Below are 23,743 nucleotides of genomic sequence, written 5' to 3'. Positions count from 1 at the left end.
TGTGTTGAGTGAAGTGGCAAGATGATCCGCGCGTTATCCCTCGATGTAATCCACTGAACCCCTTCCACTGAATACCCTTTTAACGGCCCCGTATTCTCGGTGGCATGAAAACATTATTCGCCGCTCTGGCAATCGAAATCAAAAAAGCGACCCTCGGAACCATCCAGCTCTTTCCCGCTGGTGAATTCCGGGCGGTAGATGGTCGCCCTAAAGACTGCGATCACTGGCTGATGAATGCTGAGATTGCACAGCGGCTCATTGATGCGGCTAACGCCAGGTCAACACCTTACGTCATTGACTACGAACACCAGACATTACGTCTCGTCGAGAACGGCCAGCCTGCGCCTGCCTCGGGTTGGTTTAAAGAGCTCGAATGGCGAGACAAAAAAGGTCTGTTTGCGGTCAATGTGCAATGGACTGACGCCGCAGCCGCGATGATCCTTGCGGGTGAATACCGCTTTATTTCCCCTGTTTTTAGCTACAACAAATCCGGTCATGTGGTGCACATACTCCATGCAGCACTGACTAACACACCGGCTCTGGATGATATGGATGAGGTGATGTTAGCTGCCGCATCTGTCCTGGCCATCAACTCAACCTCTGAGGGTAACGCCGGAATGGACGAACTACTCGAACAATTGCGCTGGATGCTCAATCTGCCGCTATCTGCTACGCAGGAAGAAGTCAGTGCCGAACTGATGAAGCTGATTAACCGCCTTTCAAATAATGAAGGGACAGCAGCGGCATCGGTGAACTTACTCCAAATGCTCGACCAACACGACACGCAAATTGCCGCACTGACCGCACAGCTCGACACGCCAGACCCGGTTAAATGGGTTTCTGTCGATGTTATGCACCAGGCCGTCAGTGAAGCGGTCACTCAGGCTCAAGCGAATATTGCCGCATTGGCCAGTCAGCAATGTGATGGCCTCATTACCGCCGCATTGTCTGACGGGCGCTTACTCCCGGCACAGAAAGGTTGGGCCGAGTCATTAGCCAAGGCTAATCCAGACAGCTTGAAGAGCTTTTTGGATAAAGCGCCAAAAATTGCCGCGCTCACCCAAACTCAGACCAGAGGCAAACCGCCAGCCGGTTCACCGCCAGCAGCCCATGAGGAAGATGACGGTGAAGTTGATACGGCTATCTGTTCGCTTCTCGGTACAGACCCTAAGCAAATTGCTGAATTCATTAAAGGAGAAAAGAAATGAGAGACCGCAATACGCCCTGGCGTGATGGTGAGCTGTCCCCCGTTCCTGTCGCCCAGGCAACTGAAATCTTTGGTGGTCACATCATTGGTGGCAATGCCGGTGGTTTTGCGGTGATGGCATCGGCAGTGGCGGCACAGACTACGCTGGGCGTTTCCGATGGTTATGTCGATAACCGCGCGGGTGCTAACGGCGATGTTGACGCACTCGTCCGCCGTGGGAAAGCCTGGTGTTTCGCTAACTTTGCGGGTGATGCCGTAACGCAGGCTGATGTAGGTAAAGATTGTTACGTTGCGGACAGTCAGACGGTTGCAAAAAGCAATGGTGCAACTGATGAGCGTCCTGTCGCAGGTAAAGTGATCATCGTTGATTCTGACGGTGTTTGGGTTCTGATTTAAGGAGTAATACCGTGCTTGTAAACTTTAAGAACGTTAAACAGATCTTCGTCAATCTGAAAGCCACCTTTCAGAATGCCTTTGATCAGACCCCAAGCGACTGGCAAAAAGTGGCCATGCTGGTACCGTCAACCAGCGGACAAAACGACTATAGCTGGTTGAGTCGCTTCCCCAAAATGCGCAAGTGGATTGGTGACAAGGTCGTTAAAGCCCTTGAAGCCTTTAACTACAGCGTCGTCAATGATGATTTTGAAGCCACCGTTGAAGTTGACCGTAATCATATTGAAGACGATCAACTGTTGGGCTATGCCCAGCAAGCCTCTGCCGCCGGTCAGTCCGCCGCAGAGTTGCCTTCTGATATCGTGTTTGAGTTGCTGAGTAAAGGATTCGACAACCTTTGTTATGACGGTCAGCCCTTCTTTGATACAGACCACCCTGTGCGAGGGGTATCCGTTTCAAATAAAGGCACTAAGCGGTTGTCAGTGGATACCCTTGCCGCCGCCAAAGCCAGCTACGGTGCCGCCCGTACCGCGATGCGCGGTTTCAAAGATGAGGAAGGTTCTTCACTCAAAATTCGTCCAACCATCCTGGTCGTTCCCCCTGCGTTGGAGGATGCCGCTAACTACCTGATGACAGCGGACAGGTTCCCTGATAACACGCCAAACACCTATAAAGGAACGGCAGAGGTATTAGTGGTTCCAGAGCTAGTCTCAGATACCGCGTGGTTTCTTCTGGACACAACTCGCCCGGTCAAACCGCTTATCTATCAAGAGCGTAAAAAACCAGTATTCGTTGAGCAAACGGACTACGACAGCGATAGCGTTTTCATGCGCAAGAAGTTTCTGTTCGGTGCTGAAGCGCGTGCGGCGGGTGGTTACGGCTTCTGGCAGATGGCGTATGGCTCAACTGGGGAGGCTGCATAATGCCGATTCAAATTACCGCCAAACGGGATGGTTTCCGCCGTTGTGGCATGGCCCACAGCGATAAAACCCAGACTTACGCTGATGGTCATTTTAGTCCCTCGGTTCTCGCTGAGCTCAAGGCTGAGCCCATGCTTGTTGTGTCGCATGTGCCTGATGGTCAGGCAGAAAATACAGACCAAAGCGAGGCGTTAAAGCAGGCATTAGGCCAGATTATAGAGTTAAAGGACAGCATGATAACGCTACAGACCCGTAATTTGGAACTGGAAAGCAGCCTGCAACAGCTTTCGAAAGATGCTGATGCGTTGAAGTCAGACAATGAGCGTGCTAACGCCACCGTTGCCGACCAGTTACAGGAAATCGACGCTCTCAACGCGCAGATTGCCAGCCTGACTCCAGCTCCCGATACGGAGTCCAAAGAGCCCGAAGGCACTAAACCTGCCAAAACGACTAAATAAGGTAAAGCACCATGTATGCGACTCGTCAAAATATGGTGGATGCATTCGGTGAGAAAGAGTGTGTCGCCCTCACTGACCGTAATTTTACAGGTCAGATTGATGACCATGTGATTGACGTCAAGCTGACGCAAGCTAGCGCTGAAATTGACGGTTATCTGGCGGGTCGCTATCCAACGCCTTGGCCAGATACGCCTGGCATTCTTGTGGGCCGTTGCTGTGATATCACCCGCTATCTCTTGTGCGGTGCCGGAACCCAAAGCACTGACGAAATCCGTGAGCGTTATGAAGATGCTATCCGTTACCTGGAGCGTGTCGCTGCCGGGCAAATTACCCTGGGTAAATTGCCTAACGGGGAAGTGGTCGAGTCCAGCCCACGTATTCGCTTCTCTTCTGCGGGCCGTAACTTTGGCCGTGACTCGACTAATGGGGGCGCATTTTGATTATTGCACTCACGGAAAAGGCCATTTGTGAACGGTTACGCCAGGGCATGGGTCGCATGGTTCAGGGTGTTCATTCATACGGGGGGGAAATGGACGCAGAACCCGCTGAAGTTAACCGCCGTTTACCTGCTGCTTGGGTGACGTTCGGCGGTATCCAGAAGACTGAAAACACCAGTATCACCAAGCGTAAATACAAAACCTATGGGCGCTTTGTGGTGATTGTTGGGGAGCGTAACGTGCGCAGCGAGGAAGCAACGCGCCAGGGTGGCCCCGGATTGGAAGAGGTTGGCACCTATAAAATGGTCGAGGCCGTGCGCCGTTTGTTATCCGGTCAGGATTTGGGGCTCAGGATTGCGCATTTGGTGCCGGGGCGCGTTCGCACCTTGTTTAACACCAAAGTGGATAATGCGGCGTTGTCTGTTTTCGCCTGCGAGTTCGACACTTACTGGATTGAAGAGGCGCTGGAGAATGGCTTATTCCCTGTTGTTAATCCGCCTGCTGATTCCATTGACAGTATCTTTAACGGCTATCTGGGCAGTCAAAGTGAGCCGGATGCTGACTGGCTTACCACCCGTCTTAGTTATGACATCCCGCAGACCCCACTCTCGCCGGATGCTGAGGACATTATTCATCATGACCATACTGAAAGTTAAAGCGGCTGAAGGGGTTCGTGTTCCCTATCAGCACAATGCCCGAAAATATATTGTGGGCGACACTGTAGATGTCCCCAACACCGCCTATTACCTGCGTCAAATCGCCGCCAGTGACCTGATTATCGTGGCGGAGAGTAAGTCTCCCCCTGCGACTGAAGATGCGCCGGTGACAGAGACCGTTGTCGATGCAGTTGAACCGAAAGCCAAAACCAAAGCGGAGGCATCCCGTGGCCAGTCCTAATATCGCATTTGATAACATTCCGTCGAGCATCCGCAAACCGGGTAAATACTTTGAATTCAACACCCGGCTGGCGGTTCGCTCGTTACCCAGCAATCAGCAACTGGTCTTGATTATCGGCCAGATGTTGTCAACGGGTAGCGCGTTACCGCTTGTGGCCACCAGTGTGTTTTCGGATGCGCAGGCCGCTGAATTGTTCGGTTACGGCTCGCAAGCCCATTTGATGGCCATCGATGCCATTACCAGTAATCGCTATCTGCAATTGCAGATTATCGGTGTATCGGATGCCACAGCAGGTCAGGCAGCTAAAGGCACCTTAACCCTGACGGGTACAGCGGCGACCAGCGGCGTGGTCAGTCTGTTGGTTGGCAATATTCGCATTGATGTTGCCGTGGCCGCAACAGACACCCCTGATGAGATTGCCAGCAATCTGATTGCCGCGATGGCCAGTCAGACCAGCTTACCTGTGACCGCTGCGTCTGCCGCAGGCGTTATCACACTTACTTGCCGCCATAAAGGTGCGCTGGGTAACGATATCAAGTTACGCGCCCAATCCACGGCAACGGGTGTCACCACCGCTATCACTGCCATGGCTGGGGGTGAACTAGACCCTGATATTGCACCCGCATTAGCGGCTGTCTTTGCGGCGGGCCATAACATCCTTGTTTGTCCGTACTCAACACCAGAAGCATTAACGGCGTTGCGTAACCACCTGGATGAAGTCGGTGGGCCACTAGAGCAGCGCGGAGCCCTCGGTGTTGCAGGCTGGGCTAAGTCCTTATCTACTGGCACCACGCTGAGCGGGGATATCAATGGTGGCCGTGTCACGCTGGGCTGGCATAACGGGTCAGTTAAATTGCCAGGACAAATCGCAGCGGCTTACGCGGCGGTGATTGCGAGTGAAGAAGACCCGGCACGGCCACTCAATACGCTGGTGATGAGCAGCCTGGACGTGACCGCACTTGCTGACCGCCCAGGGCGTAATGAACAGGAAAACGCGTTGCATAATGGGTTAACTCCGTTTGAAGTCGGCCCTGGCAATACCGTGCAGATCGTCCGTGCTATCAGCACCTATACCGAAAACCTTGCAGGAACGCCGGATGTGTCCTTGCTGGATATCACCACCATTCGTACCCTGGATTATGTGCGTAAAGCCTGCCGGGAGCGTATCGACTTGCGCTTCCCTCGCGACAAGCTGAGCGCCAGAACGGGGCCAAAGGTACGCAGTGAATTGCTGGACGTGCTGCTAAAACTGGAAGAGTTGGAGATAGTCGAAGAGGTCAGCGCGAACAAATCTGGTCTGATTGTTGAACGAGATTCTCAGGACGACAACCGACTCAACGCTGCAATTCCTGTCGATATCGTTAATGGCCTGCATGTCTTTGCTGGCCGCATTGACCTCTTACTGTAAGGAGCCATCACCATGGCAGCAGATGAATATGTGGGCTCGATTGTGTTGGAAATCGACGGGCGGGAAATTGAAGTCACGTCTTTGAATGTCGATATCACCACGGGCCGTAAGTTAGTTAAAACCATGAACAAGACCGGACGAGCCAAAGGCTTTAGTCGGGGCATTGCGGAATACAAACTCAGCCTTTCTGCTGTCGTTCCGTTAGATGGCAACATTGACTGGGCTGCTATTGAGAATGCCAAAGTCACGCAATACCCGCTCAATGGTAGCGGTGGTAAACGCACCAGTTATCTGGACTGCTTCACGACAGAAACCGGCGCTAAATACACGGTGGATAATGAAGCCATGATTGATATCACAATGAATGCTCTGCGTGAGGTAATTGAATAATGACGGAACAAGGGCTTTTAGTTTTCGGGGTTGCAGTTGGTGAGGTTATTCACCGTGAGTTCTCTATCCGGTTGCCGGTAGTAAAAGACACTATTACTGCATTAACCGATACTCAGGATTCTCAAGGTACGACAGAAGGCCCGGCTGCACAGTTGTATTATAAAGTGGCAATTATAGCGTCAGCATTAATTAGCCTGGGAAATATGCCAAAAGAAGATATCACCACGGAATTATTATTGAATGAATTAACCGATGATGATTTCGATATTATTGATGCTCATATTGCCGCCATTAAAAAAAAGCGGTTGCCCGCGAACAGCTCCTTGCCGGATACCGACTTATTACCCTCGTCCTCGGTAAACACGGAGTCAGTGAGCAACAAATAAATGCAATGACCCACACCGAGTTAGATGGTCATCTTGACGCATTAGCCCGGCTGAATGGCAAGAAAACGTCAGCCGGGAATAACAAGGTAACCACTACCCAGCGGGTTAAATCCAAACGACAAAAGCGGGGACGATAAATGTCACGTGGACTCAATCTGGCGTTGACGTTATTCGCCCGCGATAACGCCTCTAAAGTACTCAAAAAGACCCTACAAGATACGGTAAAACAAACCGCCGATGCAGCGAAAGCCTCTGAGAAGTTGGGTGATACCGACTCAAAGAGTGCTGAAAAGGGTATTAAAGCCTCCCGTAGTCTACAAGCTGAATTGAAACGCCAGGCATCTGCCAGATCCACATTGGGTGTGCGTTCTGAACAGGATATTCAGCGCGAAATCCAACAAACTCAAGCCGCCTATCTTCGCTTAACCCGCAGTGGTGTGATGTCTGCTAATGAGCAGGCTCGCGCATTCAGTGCCATGACCGATAAAGTCAGTCGGCTAAAGAATGAACTGAATGGCGCTAACCACAGCATGACAGGCTTACAGCGGGCTAGAATGCTGGGCTCGGGTGCAGCAGCCGTGGTGGGTGGTATTACTGCCGCCAGTGCGGTTTTGGCTCAACCGGTTCGTAACCAGATGAGTTATGACCGCCGTATATCCATGATGGCCAATACAGCTTATGCAGAGAGAGGCGTTGAAGGTCGACTAGAGGGTAAAAAAGAGCTTGGTGGTCTGGTCAGGAATGCAGTAACAACCGGTGGTGGTACAAAAGAATCGGCTGCTGATACTTTGGACGCCATGCTGGCATCGGGTGCAGTTAGTATGGATTCGGTAAAAACGCTATTACCTGTTATTCAGAAGTATGCAACTGCAACAGGAGCTGACCCAAAAGACTTGGCAAACATCGCTATTCGCTTAAAGCAGACCTTTGATGTTAAAGATGAGGATATTGGCAAAGCATTGAATATGGCAATTGTTGCTGGTCAAGAAGGTAGTTTTGAATTAGCTGATATGGCTAAGTATTTGCCAGGACAACTTGCATCAGCTTCAAGTGCTGGGATGCGTGGATTAGATGATTTTTCAACCCTGCTTGCCCTGAATCAGACATCAGCTATTACTGCGGGTAACAGCGATGAGGCTGGTAACAACACTGCAAACCTGCTGGCTAAATTAAATAGCCGCGATACCTCCATGGCGTTGGCAAAAATAAAGTACAACGGTAAGGGTATTGATCTCCCTGGCTCTCTCGCTCATGCGAAAGAAAAAGGTATTAATTCTGTTGATGCTTTTGTAGGTATTGTCGATAAAGTCGTTTCGGGTGATAAAAAGTATCAGGAATTACAGAATCAACTCCGTAATACAAAAGGGGGTGAGCGGGCTCAAATATTAGAGTCAATGGCTAAAATTCTGGAAGGCTCATCTGTTGGTAAGGTAATTGCCGACCAGCAGGCGCTTAAGGCTCTAATTGGCTATCGAGCTAATAGAGATTATGCAAAAGACGTTGTGAACAAGAGTAATGAGCAACGGAATTTAAATGCAGGCGAATCAGCTGGTGATATTAATTTCTCAGTTATGTCTAATGCCAATGATGTTAAAGCAGAGCAGTTTAATAATGCGAAAGACTTTGCTGAGATGGATGCCATTAAGCCGCTTTCAGATATTCTCGGCACATTATCCAAAAACTTAACCGATTATTCTAAAGAATACCCTGGGCTCACAACAGCCGTTGTCGGTGCAACTGATGGTATTAAGGCTATGGGCGCAGCGGCAGCGGCATTTGCCGGTCTTCGCTTCCTTATGGGTGGTGGTGGCACTGGCCCAGCAGGTAACGGTGGGATTAGTGCACCTGGTACGCTCGGGAAAATGGCGGGTAACAGTATTGCCGTGCCTTTGCTCTATATTACCGCAGGTTCTGTCGCCATCTCTACTGTACGAGATGCATTGCGTGAAGATTTTGCCAAGAAAGATATGGCGGGGAAAGTGGATTCCATATCAACCGGCACCTCGGGATATTCCTTTGTTGATTTAGCCTGGTCAGTCGTTAAGGACAGATTCAGCAAAAAAGGCTCATCAATCTCAGTTCCGTCCAACATTACCACTGCCGATGTTAATCCCTTTAATGCGCAAGCCAATAACCTCGCAGGCTTTGGCGTACCGTCCTATCTGTCTGCTGGCCAACAGGGGCAAAAGAATCAGCCCATCCAGCTCACCACTAAATTAGAGGTCGATGGCCGTGTGCTTGCCGAAATTGTCAATGACCACAACGGTACGCAAGCCGTGCGCGGCCCAACAGGGAGCCCTCAATGAGTTGGTCAGATAGCATCTTAGACGCCTCATTTCGTGGCGTGAGATTTGATGTGGTCAATGCTCGCGATAGCTGGAGCCGTGATATTGCGCAGCATGAGTACCCCTACATTGATGGGGCGGATGTTCAGGACATGGGCCGCAAAGCCCGTAACATCCGTTTATCTGCGTTGTTTTGGGGGGATGATTACGATAGCCGGTTGCAATCCTTTATTGCAGCGCTGGATAAGCGCGGTGCAGGTGAACTTATCCACCCTATTTACGGCTCGATGCCGAATATGCAGGTCATCGAGTGCCAGGTCGGTCACGATGCCGAGAATGTGGATTATTGCACCGTTGAACTGGTATTTCTTGAGTCAAAAACCGGTAACCCCTTTTTCAGCCAGGACTATCCCACTGCCCAGGCTGATGTCATTTTTAATCAGGTGCAGTCGCTCATGGATGCCGAGCAGAGTCTGATGGATAACGCGCTAGCCCCGCTGCGTGATGCTAAAAAACTGATGTCAAAATCTAAGGCGCTGGCGTCTGCGGCACTCAATATGCTGCTCATTTTTCGTGGTGAGATAACTGGATTTGTCGGCAGTACAACTGATTTTGTGCAATACCCTGGCGCGTTTATGAGTGACCTGCAAAGTGCGGTCAGCCTGACCTCGCAGAATGCCACCTCAAGTGGCAGCAGTGTTTCTGCTGCCAGTGCCATCAGCCAGACAAACGCTACAATGTCTGACTGGGGCGAGTCTCATCGCCAACTGACTGAGATTGCCAACTTACCTACCGCTCTAGTCTCAGGGGAAAAGACCGCGCCTGTCGACATGCCAGCAGGTGTATCAGTCGCAGATATCGCTGAATTGATTGCCATGGTCACTATCGTGGTCGCTGGCGAACTGGCGCAGGACGCCGCTGATATCTTCAGTAATGAAGACATCAACAGTCTGCTTTCCCCGACTGAGATTGAACGTATTGCTAATGATACCCGTCAGTTTATTCAAGCGGCCATTGACCAGCACCGCGATCAGTATGCGGATGCCACACAAGAAGTCAGTTCGAGCCCAACTGCGCTGGGGATTGCCTGGCAACCGGTGGTCGAGGGTTTAAAAGATATTGCACTGGCCGTACAGCAGTTAGCCGCAAACATGATAACCACCCGCCCACCGCTGATACAGCGTCGGGTTGATAGCGTCAGCAACCTGCATTTAGTGGCTCACCGTTGGTACGGTGACTATCGTCGTGCCGTTGAGTTGCAGCGTCTCAACCCTCAGTTGCGTAACCCGAACAACCTTCAGCCAGGGGATGTGCTCTATGCCTACGCCATCTGAGAAAGAGCAGGACAACCGCGTTAGCATTTTGATTAATGGCAAAGTCCATAGCGCGTGGAGTCGCTATCAGATTGATTCTGATTTCTTGATCCCCGCCGATGCCTGGTCTGTTTCGTTGGGCCTACCTGATGGCGTATTTCCGCCAGGCATTACTCGCGGCGTCCCCGTTCAGGTGAAGGTCGGAGCAGATACCGTCATGGTGGGCCGTATCGACAGCATCCAGCGAAACATCGCCCGCAAGCAATGCACGCTCTCGTTGTCGGGTCGCGATGGTGCCGCCATCCTGGTGGATTGCGCCGCACCTATTTTCACCTCCCGCCAGTTGGGGCTGGAAGAAGTGATCGCCAATATCGTGCGTCCCTTGGGTATCACTAAGATTCGGATTAATGCCGAGAGTGCTATTCGTAACGATAAAGTGAGCATCGAGCCCGGCGAACGCGCCTGGGATGCGTTAGTCCGTGCAGCTGCTGGCCGTGGATTATGGCCATGGTTTGAGCCCGACGGCACTTTAGTCATTGGTGGCCCGGATTACACTACTCCCCCGGTGGCCACGTTAATTATGCGATTTGATGGCGAAGGCAATAATCTGCTGTCACTCAATGATAATTCGTCAATCAATGGCTCATTCTCCGAGCTCACTGTTTTGGCGCAGGGCCATGGTCAGGGGTCTAAATCCTCTGCCGACCTAGGTATTGTGGATGTCGAAGGTGCCAGCATCCAAAGTGCGACCAGTGATGTTTCAGACGATGACCAGGACGACGACTTAAGCCAGGGGGCGGGTTCCGCAGAAACAGGCACTCATGGCCTAAAAACGGTGATAAAAGACCCTTCAGTGCCGTATTACCGTCCGCAAATTATGGTGGTGGGTGATGCAGATAATCTGGATCAGGTGCGCTATCGCGGACGTAAGGCGATGGCAGATGCCCGCCTTGCAGGATACAGCCTGACCGCCGTGGTTGCCGGTCATCGTAACTCTGATGGCATATTATGGGAGCCTGGCCAGCGTATTCATGTCCGCAGTGAACCCCATGCTATTGACGCCATTTTCTTTCTGATGGGGCGTGAATTCATCGGTGGCCGTCCCGAGGGCGAGACCACCACCTTACGGTTAAAAGAGGATGGGATCTGGATACCGGACGCCTTCCCGAAAAAGAAAAAAGGCCGGAAAAGAAAGGGTAAGAAGAATACTGAACTGGGGATAGTCGATGTGGAATAGTGTCGATGGGCGAATTAATGCGGCGTTAAACCGTATTCGAAAGGCATTTAGGGCGGTGTTAACACGGGTTAACAGTGGCGGACAGGTTCAAACTGTGCAGGCCAGAGCGCTGGCGGGTGAACAATTGCAAGATAATGAATTGTTCCAGCACTACGGTTTTACCTCCAATCCCTTACCCGGCACGATGGCCGTGATATTGCCCCTCGGCGGGGCAACCTCGCATGGTATTGTGATTGCCACTGAACATGGTTCCTATCGGCTAAAAGGGCTAAAATCCGGGGAAGTGGCACTCTATACCGATGAGGGGGCTAAAATCGTTCTCAAGCGTGGACGCATCATTGATGTTGAATGCGATACTTACCGCGTGACGTGTAAGAACTACGAAGTCAATGCGGATACTCAGGCTGATTTCAATACTCCAATGGTGAATGCCAGTGAACAAGTTACCGCCCAGGCTAAAATTACCGGCAATGGCGGTATGGCCATCAAGGGTGGCGCTGGGGCAACGTTTGAGGGTAATATCGGGCAGACCGGAGGCAACTACACCACGAACGGTGATGTGCAAGCGGGTAATATATCCCTGACCGGACATCATCACATTGACAGCATGAGCGGTGATACCTCGGCCGCCAAAGCCTAACCCACTGAACCTCTTCACCTGAATTTTCTTGCTCTGTGCCGCCATAGTGGCGGCATGGACATGCTAATTGACCCTTCAACCCGCGACTACACTGGCGAACGTATCAATACGCTGGCCAATGCCGTTTACCTATGCCTCATGGTGCCGCTGGGCTCATGGTGGGCCGATACCACGCTGGGCTCACGCTTGCATGAACTGGCTCGCGAGAAAGATATCCCCCGTGTTTATACCCTGGCTCGCCAATATGCTGAACAGGCATTACAACGCCTGATTGATGATAGTCGTGCAACCGTGATTACTGTGACGTCCACCCGATTACGTCCCGGATGGCTACTGCTGCATATTGTGGTGGAAACCGCATCTAATCAATCTGAAACGTTTAGCCATCCAGTGAGGGTTGCCTGATGCCGCATATTACACCCACCGTCGAGGTTATCCGTTCCAATATCTTACGCGATATACGTAACTTATTAGCCGATGCTGATATTTCTGAAAACAGTGATTATTATATTCGGGCCTCAACTGTGGCCAGTTGTGCGGGCGGAATATATCAGGATCAAGGCTGGATTGTTCGTCAGATATTCCCCGACACTGCTGATATTGAGTTTCTGGAGTTGCATTGTCGTACCCGTGGCATCGTTCGCAAGCCCGCAAATACCGCAACCGGCACCATTGATCTCACCGGTGAGCCTAATGCCACCGTGGCCAGTGGATTAACGATAACGCGCGACACACTCTCATTTGTGACCACGCAGCAGGCGACTATCGGGCTTGATGGCAAGTTAACCGTGACAGCGCAGGCATCTATTGCAGGAACGGCAGGGAATACGGCGCAGGTAATGTCTGGCACGTTGTCGTCAACACCTGACGGGTTGGATAGCACCGTTATCATTGGTGTTATGCGGGGCGGTACTGACCAGGAAAGCCCGGAAGACCTGCTGGCACGGTTGCTCGATATTATTCGTCGCCCCCCTGCTGGCGGTAATAAATATGACTATAAGCGCTGGGCGCTGGAAGTCACTGGCGTAACGGCAGCGTTTGTTTATCCATTACGCCGTGGCTTAGGTACCGTTGATATCGTGATCACCTCTGCCGATGGTTTACCATCTCAAGCTATTATTACCGCAACACAAGCCCATATTGATGACGTTCGTCCGGTGACGGCCAAGAGTTCATTGGTGATGGCACCAACGATTAAAACATTTGATATCGACGTTAACGTCACATTGAGTGGTATTACTTTCGATGTAGCGGAAACATTAATTAAAGAGACATTAAATAACTATGTAAACCGCCTGATGCCCGGCGAGTCCTTTATTCGCAGCCAGGCTGAAATGTTGGTTTCCCTTATTACTGGCGTTACTGACCGACAAATAATTTCCCCTATCAATAACGTTATCCCGCAAGTCGACGGCACTGTGGTTGAGTGGTTGCGTGTCGGCACGATCACTGTGGCCTTGCTATGAAATTCTCAACATTATTAGGTCTGCTATTGCCCCCTGTTGCCTATGACTCGCAACAGCCAAAAATCAATGCCGAAATTCAGGCTGAAGGTAATGCCCTTGATGCCGCCTCTCTTTTGGCTAATGCCGTATTGGGGGGCGTCACTCCATTCTATGCCAATAGCCTGCTTGCTGATTGGGAGCGCGTTCTGGATATTACGGCAGAGCCGGAAGCCAGCTATCAACAGCGTTTGCAAGTTGTGCTTATCAAGTTGTCCGAGTCTGGTGGGCTCAGTATTCCCTATTTTAAACGCATTGCCGCCAGTGCCGGATATCAGATAACCATTGATGAGTTGGAGCCGTTCAGGGCGGGCATTAATCGCGCAGGTGACACACTCATGGTGCCAGAAATTATCTGGGTATGGCGAGTGAATGTGTTCGGTTCAAAGACCCAAACATTCAGATTTAGAGCGGGCATATCGGCAGCGGGTGAGCGCTTATCTTCCTTTTCAGACTCGGTGATTGAGACCGTATTTAATAATCTCAAACCAGCCCATACCTTTTGTTATTTCACTTACCAGGAGAGCTGATAATGAAGAATATCATGCCGCCGATTAATACCCCTGACAATGCATTCCATGATGGCAATCCAGCTACGGGTGAGCAAGGTACGATTGTTCCGGGCCTGTGGCTGAATAATAGTCAAGATGCCACTCGAAATATTCAGCAGGAATTAATATCAGTATTAACTTCCGCCGGAATCGACATAGATGAGAGTCAAAATAATCAGTTACTTCTCGCAATTCAAAAATTAATTTCAGATAAAACACCCGCTGCGAGTCTTCTTACTAAAGGGATTGTTCAGCTTAACAGTTCCACAACGAGCGCCAGTGAAACACTCGCAGCGACACCCAAGGCCGTGAAAGCTGTCAGTGACGCCGCAGGAAAGATTGTCAGTGACCTTTCTGATATTGGCATTGGCTTGCCGAGCATGACTGTCATCCCTAATTTTGATTTTCAGAATTTTGCATTCACATCTGGTGCAAATTATTTGGCCTCTTCTTCAGATTGGATAAATGTCCCAAGCGGGGTGAGTTACCCCACGGGTTTATATATCAGCATAACAGTTGATTATGCCACTGGCACACAGATTGGATTAACGATAAAGCCCAGCACTGTATCAAGCACAAACTTTAAAATATTCGATGTCCGTTCCGGTGGGTATGCTGGGTCCAGAACGTTTACAGTCCGTGAAGTTCAAACAGTAGATTCATCTGGATTTGCTGGGCGGCTGATGGGCACACCGAAAATTTTCAATTCCTCTGCACTATACACTCCAGCCGCAGGTTGCAAGTTAGCCATTGCCGAAATTGTTGCAGCGGGTGGTGGTGGTGGCGGTTGTTATCTTGCTGACGCAACAGGTGCGAGCGCGGGTGGTGGTGGTGGTTCTGGCGGGTATAGCCTCCTGATTATCACAAATCCAGTAGCAACAACAATAACAATTGGCACGGGCGGTGCAATGGGGGTTGTTGCTGCAAACAGTTCGCCCGCTGCGGGTTCGGCAGGCGGAGATACTACATTCGGTTCTTTAGCTACAGCAAAAGGTGGTCGTGGCGGATTGTCGGCGGGGTGGGCGGTGGCTGTCGGAACTGTAGACACGGCATGCTCAAATGGCGGCGGTGGTGGCGTTGTAGGTACGGGTTTAATAACGAGCGCTGGCGATCAAGGTAGCTTAGGGATTCAGTTGAAATTGAACGGCACGGGCGGGATCGGCGGTTCGAGTAAGCTGGGCAGTGGTGGTCATTATGTCGGTACCGGCTACACGATAACGCTACCAACGAAAGGCGGCGGCGGTGTGGGTAATTATCGGGCGGCAGGTACTACTTATGCAGGCTCAAATGGTGCCGATGGTTACTGTGTTGTGTGGGAGTATTTTTAATGAGTAAGTATGCTGTAGTGCTTAATGGCTTAGTAATTAATATTGTGACGTGGGATGGTGTAACAGAGTGGGTGCCAAATGAGGGAGAAGCGATACCTGCCGGCCCGCTTGGCGGTGGTGGAGGTAGTGGCGTAGGTGGTGGGTCTGGATGCGGCATCGGCTGGTCTTATGCTGATGGCACTTTCACTGCGCCGCCAGAACCGGAGCCGACTCATGATGAAGTTGTTGCGATGGCATTCGCAAAAAAATCATCACTCATGCAAATAGCATCAGAGAAAATCAGCATACTGCAAGATGCCGTTGATCTGGAAATGGCTAAAACTGAAGAAATCGCACAACTGAAAGCATGGAAAAAATATCGCGTTCTTCTTATGCGTATAGACACATCGAAAGCGCCCGATATTGAGTGGCCACTATCACCAGAATAAGTATTTACCAACAGTACTAAAAAAGCTGCTTATGCGGCTTTTTTAGTATCCAATTCGATTTGATCGATTTTACCGATCGAATACCAATTAATAATCAGTTAAAACGATCATTAGGCGAGGCATATATTTATGAGTACCCCTATAGTTCCTTGGGTTGGTGGTAAACGCCGGTTGTCAAAACATATTTTGCCGCTATTCCCTCCACATGCATGCTATGTCGAGCCGTTCTGTGGTGGTGCGGCTCTATATTTTCTCAAAGAGCCATCTAAAGTAGAGGTTATTAATGATGTCAATGGTGAATTAATTAACCTTTATCGAGTAGTTAAGAACCATTTAGAGGAGTTTGTAAGACAGTTTAAATGGGCGTTAACCAGTCGTCAGGTATTTGAGTGGACAAAAGCCACGCCGACAGAGGTACTCACTGACATACAGAGGGCGGCGCGGTTTTACTATCTGCAAACGACAGCCTTTGGCGGTAGGGTTGATGGTCAGACATTTGGCACCTCAACCACTAGGCAAGCAGGATTGAACCTGCTGCGCCTTGAGGAGACGCTATCAGCGGCACATCTGAGATTATCCCGCACAATGATAGAGCACATGAGTTGGGCCGATTGTGTGGAAAAATATGACCGTCCACACTCATTGTTTTACTTAGATCCACCTTACTGGCAGACCTGTGGATACGGTGTTGAGTTCGGGCTTGACCAATATGCCAAAATGGCTGAGTTGGCGCGTTCTATTCAGGGGAATATGATAATCTCAGTCAATGATATCCCTGAGATGCGGGAAGTCTTTAAGGGATTGCATATCGACACTGTGAGCCTGAAATACTCATTAGGGGACAACAAGAAGCAGGCAAGCGAATTAATCATTAGAAACTTCTAGCGTTCAATTTTACATTATGCAGAATTGGCAATTATCGCGCGGCGACCTTATGCAAAAATGGTCGTTAATCTGTGCAAAAAAAATCGCCGCGCTACATTTCATACCCGATGAAGAGGGTCATGATGGAGCAATAGCCGCCAGAATATTTTACAGTACCAGCATCTTGCCACTACCAGGCCGAGAAATGACACTGCGAATCAGCAGTACCCCGGTGTTTGAAGCACAAATAGAGCGTTATGTCCCTTGGTTGTTATTTGCTTTTGGCCTTTTGCTCAGTTCGGCATTGGCTTTACTTATTCGCCAGCAAATCAGTGGGCGTAATCGGGCAGAAATGCTGGCGCGGAATATGACTGCAGATCTTGAACGTCTGGCTTTAGTGGCCAAGAATACCTCTAACGCCGTCGTTATTACCGATGTAAACCGTAAAGTTGTCTGGGTTAACGAGGGTTTTGAACGTATTACCGGATACAGTCTAGCCGAGGCTTTCGGCAAGTCGCCGGGGAAATTACTGCAATGCAGTAATACAGACCAAGGCGTAGCAAGTGAGATGAAAATTGCGTTAGATGCCGGAGAGCCATTTAAAGGTGAAATAGTCAATCGCGCTAAATCGGGGCAAGAATATTGGATTGAGCTGGAGATTCAACCGCGTTATAACGATAAGAGTGAACTTATCGGCTTTATGGCTATTGAGTCGGATATCAGTGAACGTAAAGCGACTTATCAACGTCTTGAAGCGGCCTTACGTGAAAATAATGCCTTACTCAGCACCCTTAATTTACACGGTATTATCTCTACCGCAGACCGGGATGGGATAATCACGGATGTTAATGACGCATTTTGTACTATCAGTGGTTACAGTCGCGAAGAACTTATAGGGCAGACTTACCGCTTAGTTGATTCTCATACACATTCGACTGATTTTTGGCAATCGATGTGGCATGACATTGCTAATGGGATCTCGTGGCGTGGAGAAATCTGTAATAAAGCTAAAGATGGCTCTTTATATTGGGTCGATACCACGATTGCTCCGTTTAACAATAGTACTGGCCAGATTGAGCGATATATTTCCATTCAAGTTGATATTACAGCCAATAAAAATCAGCAAGCCAATCTGATTATTGCTCGAAATCAATTAGTCAGAGCGGCGGATGTTGCTGAGTTAGGTATTTGGACCTGGAACATTCCAGACGGCACGCTTTCTTTCGATGAGCGGATGAATAATATCTATGGGATCCCTGAAGAGTTACACAATGCCAATATCTCGTTGACGTATTGGTATAGCCTTTTGTATCCAGAGGATATTCCCGACGTTAAAAGTGCAATAAAAGCGGCGTTAGAAAATGAAAGTGTCTATCGCCAGGTTTTCCGTATTGTGGTGAGAAATGAAGTCCACTTTATTCAATCAACTGGAACGGTTGAACGGGATGAAAGTGGCAAAGCAATGTTGATGATGGGGATTAATCGGGATATTACTCAACAACGCGAGGCCGAGAATATCCTGAAAACAGCCAGAGAAGCTGCTGAAGAAGCCAATAAGGCCAAATCTGCATTTTTGGCCAATATGAGTCATGAGCTACGGACCCCGATGAATGCCATCCTTGGCATGCTGACATTGCTGCGTAGAACGGGTCTTGATAGGAAACAAGCTGATTATGCGGTTAAAAGTGAAGCCGCCACGCGTACCTTGCTGCGCTTGCTGAACGATATCCTGGACTTCTCCAAAATCGAATCCGGTAAAATGGAACTGGAATGTATCCCGTTTGATATTCATGTGATGTTGCGTGATTTGGCGGTTATCTTATCGAGCAATCTGAAGGTTAAAAAGGTTGAGGTCTTATTTGATATTGACCCTTCACTACCCCAGTTTGTTGAAGGCGATAGCATGCGACTCCAGCAGATATTAACCAATCTGGGGGGCAATGCGCTGAAGTTCACCGAATTTGGTGAGGTGGTGCTTTTCATCAAAGTTATCACACAGGATAGCCATCACGTTACGTTGCATTTTGGGGTGCGCGATACCGGAATTGGCATTGCACCAGAAAATCAAGAAAGTATTTTTAGTGGTTTTACACAAGCAGAAGCCTCGACAACGCGCCGGTTTGGTGGCACGGGCTTAGGGCTAGTGATAAGCCAGCGCTTTGTTGCACTGATGGGCGGGACACTCACCTTAGAAAGTGAACCGGGTAAAGGGAGCCTATTTCATTTCACCATAACGCTGTCGCTACCTTCTTCTACCAATCTGGTTATTAATAATGAAACACCAAACACTTTGGTAAACAGAGCACAGGCATTGAATAATTTACGAGTCTTGGTTGTTGATGATAATCCGACCGCCTGTGACCTGATCAAACGGATGGGGGAATCACTAAAATGGACCGTTGATGTCGCAACCAGTGGCAATGATGCATTGCAATTGATGAGACAGCAGCATGATAGTGGTATTACCTACGGGGCGCTCTTTATTGACTGGCAAATGCCGGGGTTAGATGGTTGGCAGACCAGTAAATGTGTGCGTGAACTGATGCCAGTAGATAACGGCCCTATGATTGTCATGATAACCGCCCATGATCGCGAAATGTTATTACAGCGCAGCGAAGAAGAGCAGGCATTACTGGATGGTTATTTGGTTAAGCCGATCACCGCATCGATGTTGTTGGATTCAGTGATTGATGCATTAAGCGAACGCAAACAACCTGATGTTGCGAAACCGGCAATAACCGAATCTTTACACCGACTGTCTGGTATAAGGCTATTAATTGTTGAAGATAACTTGAATAACCAGCAAATAGCCCGTGAGTTACTTGAGGATGAGGGAGCAGAGGTCAGTATTGCCAATCATGGCAAAGAGGCAATTGAGATATTAGAACATCATCCGTCTTCATTTGATCTGATATTGATGGATTTACAAATGCCGGTCATGGATGGCTACAATGCGACGAAATATATTCGAAAAAGTCTTGGGTTAAAAAACTTACCGATTATAGCCATGACAGCTAATGCGATGGCCTCTGATCGTGATGCCTGCCTTGCTGCTGGAATGAATGACCATATTGGTAAACCCTTTGACTTGAATAATCTAATACACGTCATACGGAAATACAGTGGGCAAACTGATGTTGCCGCTACGGTTAGCCATCTAACGCCTGTTTTGTTATCTGCTGAATTGAAAAATGTCGCGGCAACGGCAGGAATTGACGTTGATACCGCCCTTAATCGATTAGGTGGCGATATTACGCTGTACCAAAAAATGTTATCGCTGCTTAGTGAGGATTTGGCTAATTTCCCTACCCAGTTGGAGACATTATTGACTGAAGGTGACCATCTGTCGGCATCTCGTCTGCTACATACCATCAAAGGGCTTGCCGCACAGCTGGGGGCCACGGGTCTTTCTTTGAGTGCGGGGCAGGGGGAGAAGTTATTTAGCCAGGGCGCGATACCTACGGCAGATACGATTAATCAATTACTGAGCGAGATGCGAAATAAAGTCTCCGTTATACAATCTGGGATAGTGACACTAATCCCAATGCTATCGAAAGATAACACTAATAATGTCGTGGAAGAGGCAGTTGATATAAAACCTATCGAGTTGGAACTGAATCGTTTGATGCTGTTATTACAAAACTCAGATATGGCTGCGTTAGAGTTGATGAATAAATTGATGATGACTTTTGCTAAGCAACTTAATGGACAATTATCTCCCCTAAATGATGCAGTAAACCAACTAGATTTTGCCAACGCTATCAAGTTATGCCAAGCCTTGATGGTTAATCTTCCTACTCAGAGAGATAAGAAGATATGACTATAATCCATTCTTTTTCGCAAGATTTGACCTTGGATCTACCCGGCACGGGGAAGCCCAAGATCCTTATTGTTGATGATCATCCGATAAATATTCAGATGCTCTATCAAGCATTCTCTTCCGATTATCATGTGTGTATGGCCACCAGTGGTAAACAGGCACTCGACGTCTGTATTAGTCAACATCCAGACTTGATTCTACTGGATATTGAAATGCCCGGTATGAATGGTTTTGAGGTTTGTGCCAGACTCAAGGCATCGCCAGACACTCAGGATATTCCTGTTATCTTTGTCACTGCGCATATTGATGAAGAGACCGAAACTCGCTGCTTTAGCGAAGGTGCCGTAGATTTTATCAGTAAACCTATTAACAGGAACACCGTTCGGGCTAGAGTGAAAACACACTTATTGCTTAAAGCTCAATCCGACTTATTACGCCAACTAGTTTATTTAGATGGATTAACCGAAGTACATAACCGGCGTTATTTTGATAAACAGTTAGAATTGGAGTGGAAACTCTCAAATCGTAACCAGACTCCACTTAGCATGATCATGATTGATGTTGATTTTTTCAAAAAATATAATGATTTATATGGGCATCAGGCAGGGGACGATTGTTTGCGGAGTATTGCAAAAGTTATCCGGGAAGCTCTCCGACGCCCTGCGGATTTGGTGGCCCGCTATGGTGGCGAAGAATTTGTTTGTCTGCTCCCCGACACCGAGTTAGCCGGAGCAATGGATATGGCAGAAACTATCAGGCTGCAAATTCTTGAGCAAAAAATTCAACATTCTGGTTCCACAGTTTACCCCTTTGTTAGCATTAGCCTTGGGGTCTGCTGCAAAGAAAATCAAAGCATCGGTATGTCAACTGCACTTCTGCGTCAAACTGACCTGCAATTGTATCAGGCAAAGAAAAATGGCCGGAATCAAACTAGTGGGATGCTCTATCAACTGAACGAGGGGTAAATTAAATATATTCTCGGCATTGGATCAGGCACTTAGTGATTCGGCCTGATTATTTATCCATCTGTATTATTAATCAGAATATCGAAAGCAGTAAGGCAACGGGCAGGCTCAAGGGCCACGTTAATCCGATAAGAGATGATGATAAGCACCTTACTGCTAAGCTCTGATCACGTGTTAGTGGAAAGATGATGAGGGTAGAGACAATAGCCCCAATTCCGTAAATGCAGAGCAGGATAAATCCGGTATTCATGGGGCAATTTTCCTTTTGACCATGTCATTTACTCATTATCGCTGAAAGTGCGTGTATTTTTGCAAGATAATTCAAATTATAGGGCTGCACTATTGTGGGTCTTCTCCAATATTTTAAAAGGGTATAGGATAATGACTTCTCTGAATTGGGGGATTGATGCTCAAGAAAATTCTAAACAGTAAGCTAGCAGGCTATATCGTGGGCGTTTTGATTGCGATTGGTTTTGGCGAAAGCTTCATCACGACTCACGAAGAAGCTGAGAAATTCGCTAAATAATTCATGGGGACTGGGACTACAGCCTCATCTATCAGGGGCTGCTGTTATCAAAGCGTTATCGATCAGGCTGTTCCAGCCGTTTTATGTTGCGCATAAACGTATGATGCAACATATCCTTCTCGGTTCATATCCAGATAATCCGATCACCACTGCATCATCGCTTTACGGGCATTGAGATATTCTGCTTTATGGGGGTAAGCCGCCCGCAGGCTGTTGCGTTCCTGATGACTCATCTGGCGTTCAACCGCATCCTGTGACCACAGACCAGATTCCATCAGGGCACTACAGGCCATGGCATCCGTGGCCAATGGTCCTGATTCGGTTTGATATTTAAGATACCAGAGACGTGAACCACCTGGATTGACCAAAAGGTACAAACCGTGTGAATCGGAAACTTTGACAGGTTTTTCAGAAGGCTTGAGACTGCGGATTTTAGTGTCGTTCACAGACATTGGGTGGTCACTCCATAATCGAACTGAAATGACCCCAAATCAGACCACCAATCTTGCCCGATGCGGAGGGGGAAATGAAAATGCAGCGGGAAGATTTTTCACACTAACTCGTTGAATCTAAATTGTATAAAGATTCGCAAAGAGGCATGAAAACATAAATATGGCTCCTCTGACTTGGCTCAAACTTTGCTTTAATTACTTGATTTTATTATTTTAAATTGATGGTTCTTGATGACTAATCCCCCAATAAAGCCCCTAAAATATTTGCATGTAATAATTGTGATGGATATCTCATTTTAATGGTGACATTACAGTGAGAGCCCAGTGTTTCTACATAATGGAGAGACTATTCACTTTAGAACTACTATGAGTGTGTGGATGCTTAAACATCCAGTTTACGGTTGGCCAGCCACTCAACCATTGCCGGATCGCGATGAGAGAAGAAGGCACTGGTGGCCGAATCCATTGCAGCTATCTGTGTCATCTCCATCGCACTGAGTTCAAAATCCAGGATGTTGAAATTTTCAATCATGCGTTCCTTGCGAACGGATTTAGCCAGTGAAACGATGCCACGTTGATAGATCCAGCGCAGGACGACCTGGCCGACACTCTTGGCGTATTTCTTGCCAATCTCTGTCAAAATTTGATTCTGAAACAGACCATTGCGGCCTTCAGCAAAAGGTGCCCAAGCCTCAGGCTGGATAGCCCGACTTTTCATCCACGGTACGGCATGAAGTTGTTGGTTAAACGGATTAACCTCGATCTGATTGACTGCGGGGGGAATGGTGTTAAACGCCATCAGATCCGCGAGGCGGTCGGGATGAAAATTACTGACGCCAATCGCGCGGATTTTGTCGGCAGCAAGCAACTCTTCCATTGCACGCCACGCGCCATGAACGTCACCGTAGGGCTGGTGAATCAGATACAAATCAACGTAATCAAGCTGTAGACGATTCAGTGATCGCTCGAATTGTGCTTTTGCACCTGCATAGTTGGTGTCTTGCAACCAGAGTTTGGTGGTGACAAAGAGTTCATTGCGTGCAATGCCGCTTTGCTTCAGGGCATTACCCACCTGTGTTTCATTCTGGTAAGAGGCGGCAGTATCTATTAGACGATATCCGGTCTCTATGGCATCAATAACAGCCCGCTCGCATTCGGCGGGGTCTGTCATCTGAAAAACACCAAATCCCAGCAACGGCATTTGAATACCGTTATTCAATGTTACCGTGTTCATGGTCTTGTCCTGTACTTATGTATTTGTTCCAAGAAGGATAGCGCACGCGCTGTAATAAGATTAGATGTTATAATCTGCATGCCTTTATTAGTTGGACTAATA

24 protein-coding genes and 2 pseudogenes are annotated in these 23,743 nt (G+C 48.7%); 22 read left to right on the top strand and 4 right to left on the bottom strand.

All coding sequences use genetic code 11. From position 1 onward, the window contains the following. Positions 1-104: 104 nt before the first annotated feature. The 22 genes from V2A85_RS01625 (at position 105) to V2A85_RS01520 (ending at position 21,429) form a co-directional block, all read left to right on the top strand. Positions 105-1,208, top strand: a complete 1,104-nt coding sequence (locus V2A85_RS01625) for a phage protease (protein WP_420070792.1) — start codon at positions 105-107, stop codon at positions 1,206-1,208. Then, positions 1,205-1,603 carry a hypothetical protein gene (locus tag V2A85_RS01620; RefSeq protein ID WP_420070791.1) on the top strand — a complete coding sequence of 133 codons (399 nt, stop codon included), beginning with the start codon at positions 1,205-1,207 and terminating at the stop codon, positions 1,601-1,603. Before V2A85_RS01625 ends, V2A85_RS01620 begins: the two co-directional genes overlap by 4 nt. 11 nt (positions 1,604-1,614) lie before the next feature. Continuing rightward, a complete protein-coding gene (locus V2A85_RS01615) occupies positions 1,615-2,523 on the top strand; it encodes a Mu-like prophage major head subunit gpT family protein (RefSeq protein WP_263816201.1) in 909 nt (302 codons plus the stop codon). Next, positions 2,523-2,978 (top strand): HI1506-related protein, encoded by a 456-nt coding sequence (locus V2A85_RS01610; RefSeq protein WP_420070790.1) that lies wholly within the window; start codon positions 2,523-2,525, stop codon positions 2,976-2,978. Before V2A85_RS01615 ends, V2A85_RS01610 begins: the two co-directional genes overlap by 1 nt. Positions 2,979-2,989: 11 nt before the next feature. Then, positions 2,990-3,418 (top strand): gp436 family protein, encoded by a 429-nt coding sequence (locus tag V2A85_RS01605; protein WP_420070789.1) that lies wholly within the window; start codon positions 2,990-2,992, stop codon positions 3,416-3,418. Then, a complete protein-coding gene (locus V2A85_RS01600; RefSeq protein WP_420070788.1) occupies positions 3,415-4,071 on the top strand; it encodes a DUF1834 family protein in 657 nt (218 codons plus the stop codon). The genes V2A85_RS01605 and V2A85_RS01600 overlap by 4 nt, the downstream gene beginning before the upstream one ends. Then, complete coding sequence (locus V2A85_RS01595) at positions 4,052-4,312, top strand: DUF2635 domain-containing protein (protein ID WP_420070787.1); 261 nt, start codon at positions 4,052-4,054, stop codon at positions 4,310-4,312. The genes V2A85_RS01600 and V2A85_RS01595 overlap by 20 nt, the downstream gene beginning before the upstream one ends. Then, on the top strand, positions 4,299-5,720 hold the full coding sequence (locus tag V2A85_RS01590) for a phage tail sheath C-terminal domain-containing protein (RefSeq protein ID WP_420070786.1): 1,422 nt from the start codon (positions 4,299-4,301) through the stop codon (positions 5,718-5,720). The genes V2A85_RS01595 and V2A85_RS01590 overlap by 14 nt, the downstream gene beginning before the upstream one ends. A 12-nt stretch (positions 5,721-5,732) precedes the next feature. Continuing rightward, entirely contained in the window at positions 5,733-6,110 is a 378-nt protein-coding gene (locus V2A85_RS01585) for a hypothetical protein (protein ID WP_032898430.1), read from the top strand. Then, positions 6,110-6,496 (top strand): hypothetical protein, encoded by a 387-nt coding sequence (locus V2A85_RS01580; protein WP_420070785.1) that lies wholly within the window; start codon positions 6,110-6,112, stop codon positions 6,494-6,496. Before V2A85_RS01585 ends, V2A85_RS01580 begins: the two co-directional genes overlap by 1 nt. Before the next feature lie 137 nt (positions 6,497-6,633). Next, entirely contained in the window at positions 6,634-8,802 is a 2,169-nt protein-coding gene (locus tag V2A85_RS01575; RefSeq protein ID WP_420070784.1) for a phage tail tape measure protein, read from the top strand. Then, positions 8,799-10,115, top strand: coding sequence for a DNA circularization protein (locus V2A85_RS01570; RefSeq protein ID WP_420070783.1), 1,317 nt, complete (start codon positions 8,799-8,801; stop codon positions 10,113-10,115). The genes V2A85_RS01575 and V2A85_RS01570 overlap by 4 nt, the downstream gene beginning before the upstream one ends. Beyond that, positions 10,099-11,331 (top strand): phage baseplate assembly protein, encoded by a 1,233-nt coding sequence (locus tag V2A85_RS01565; RefSeq protein ID WP_420070782.1) that lies wholly within the window; start codon positions 10,099-10,101, stop codon positions 11,329-11,331. Before V2A85_RS01570 ends, V2A85_RS01565 begins: the two co-directional genes overlap by 17 nt. Beyond that, positions 11,321-11,971, top strand: a complete 651-nt coding sequence (locus V2A85_RS01560; protein ID WP_420070781.1) for a phage baseplate assembly protein V — start codon at positions 11,321-11,323, stop codon at positions 11,969-11,971. The genes V2A85_RS01565 and V2A85_RS01560 overlap by 11 nt, the downstream gene beginning before the upstream one ends. Before the next feature lie 54 nt (positions 11,972-12,025). Then, complete coding sequence (locus tag V2A85_RS01555) at positions 12,026-12,376, top strand: phage GP46 family protein (protein WP_420070780.1); 351 nt, start codon at positions 12,026-12,028, stop codon at positions 12,374-12,376. After that, complete coding sequence (locus tag V2A85_RS01550; RefSeq protein ID WP_420070779.1) at positions 12,376-13,437, top strand: baseplate J/gp47 family protein; 1,062 nt, start codon at positions 12,376-12,378, stop codon at positions 13,435-13,437. Before V2A85_RS01555 ends, V2A85_RS01550 begins: the two co-directional genes overlap by 1 nt. Further along, a complete protein-coding gene (locus tag V2A85_RS01545) occupies positions 13,434-14,003 on the top strand; it encodes a YmfQ family protein (RefSeq protein WP_420070778.1) in 570 nt (189 codons plus the stop codon). The genes V2A85_RS01550 and V2A85_RS01545 overlap by 4 nt, the downstream gene beginning before the upstream one ends. A 2-nt stretch (positions 14,004-14,005) precedes the next feature. Then, on the top strand, positions 14,006-15,352 hold the full coding sequence (locus V2A85_RS01540; RefSeq protein WP_420070777.1) for a phage tail protein: 1,347 nt from the start codon (positions 14,006-14,008) through the stop codon (positions 15,350-15,352). Beyond that, positions 15,352-15,780: a tail fiber assembly protein gene (locus V2A85_RS01535; protein WP_420070776.1), complete on the top strand. Its 429-nt coding sequence runs from the start codon at positions 15,352-15,354 to the stop codon at positions 15,778-15,780. The genes V2A85_RS01540 and V2A85_RS01535 overlap by 1 nt, the downstream gene beginning before the upstream one ends. Positions 15,781-15,909: 129 nt before the next feature. Continuing rightward, on the top strand, positions 15,910-16,665 hold the full coding sequence (locus tag V2A85_RS01530; protein ID WP_420070775.1) for a DNA adenine methylase: 756 nt from the start codon (positions 15,910-15,912) through the stop codon (positions 16,663-16,665). A 49-nt stretch (positions 16,666-16,714) separates the two neighbouring features. After that, the gene (locus V2A85_RS01525; RefSeq protein ID WP_420070774.1) at positions 16,715-20,464 is read left to right on the top strand and encodes a response regulator; all 3,750 of its coding nucleotides are present in this window, start codon (positions 16,715-16,717) and stop codon (positions 20,462-20,464) included. Continuing rightward, positions 20,461-21,429, top strand: coding sequence for a diguanylate cyclase (locus V2A85_RS01520; protein ID WP_372558533.1), 969 nt, complete (start codon positions 20,461-20,463; stop codon positions 21,427-21,429). Before V2A85_RS01525 ends, V2A85_RS01520 begins: the two co-directional genes overlap by 4 nt. Before the next feature lie 73 nt (positions 21,430-21,502). Here V2A85_RS01520 and V2A85_RS01515 read toward each other — a convergent pair whose 3' ends face one another. From V2A85_RS01515 to V2A85_RS01500, 4 genes and pseudogenes are all read right to left on the bottom strand, one after another. Then, positions 21,503-21,679 (bottom strand): GhoT/OrtT family toxin, encoded by a 177-nt coding sequence (locus tag V2A85_RS01515; RefSeq protein ID WP_372558534.1) that lies wholly within the window; start codon positions 21,677-21,679, stop codon positions 21,503-21,505. 338 nt (positions 21,680-22,017) lie between these two features. Then, positions 22,018-22,251, bottom strand: a pseudogene (locus V2A85_RS01510) (integrase); the annotation flags it as partial. Positions 22,252-22,281: 30 nt separating this feature from the next. Beyond that, positions 22,282-22,407 (bottom strand): annotated as a pseudogene (locus V2A85_RS01505) (Arm DNA-binding domain-containing protein); the annotation flags it as partial. A 382-nt stretch (positions 22,408-22,789) separates the two neighbouring features. Continuing rightward, a complete protein-coding gene (locus V2A85_RS01500; RefSeq protein ID WP_420070773.1) occupies positions 22,790-23,641 on the bottom strand; it encodes an aldo/keto reductase in 852 nt (283 codons plus the stop codon). Positions 23,642-23,743: the final 102 nt, after the last annotated feature.

Origin of the sequence: Yersinia sp. 1252 StPb PI (genome assembly GCF_048593885.1) — a bacterium.
GTDB lineage: Bacteria > Pseudomonadota > Gammaproteobacteria > Enterobacterales > Enterobacteriaceae > Yersinia > Yersinia enterocolitica_E.
This window is presented reverse-complemented; position numbering and strand designations above follow the sequence as displayed.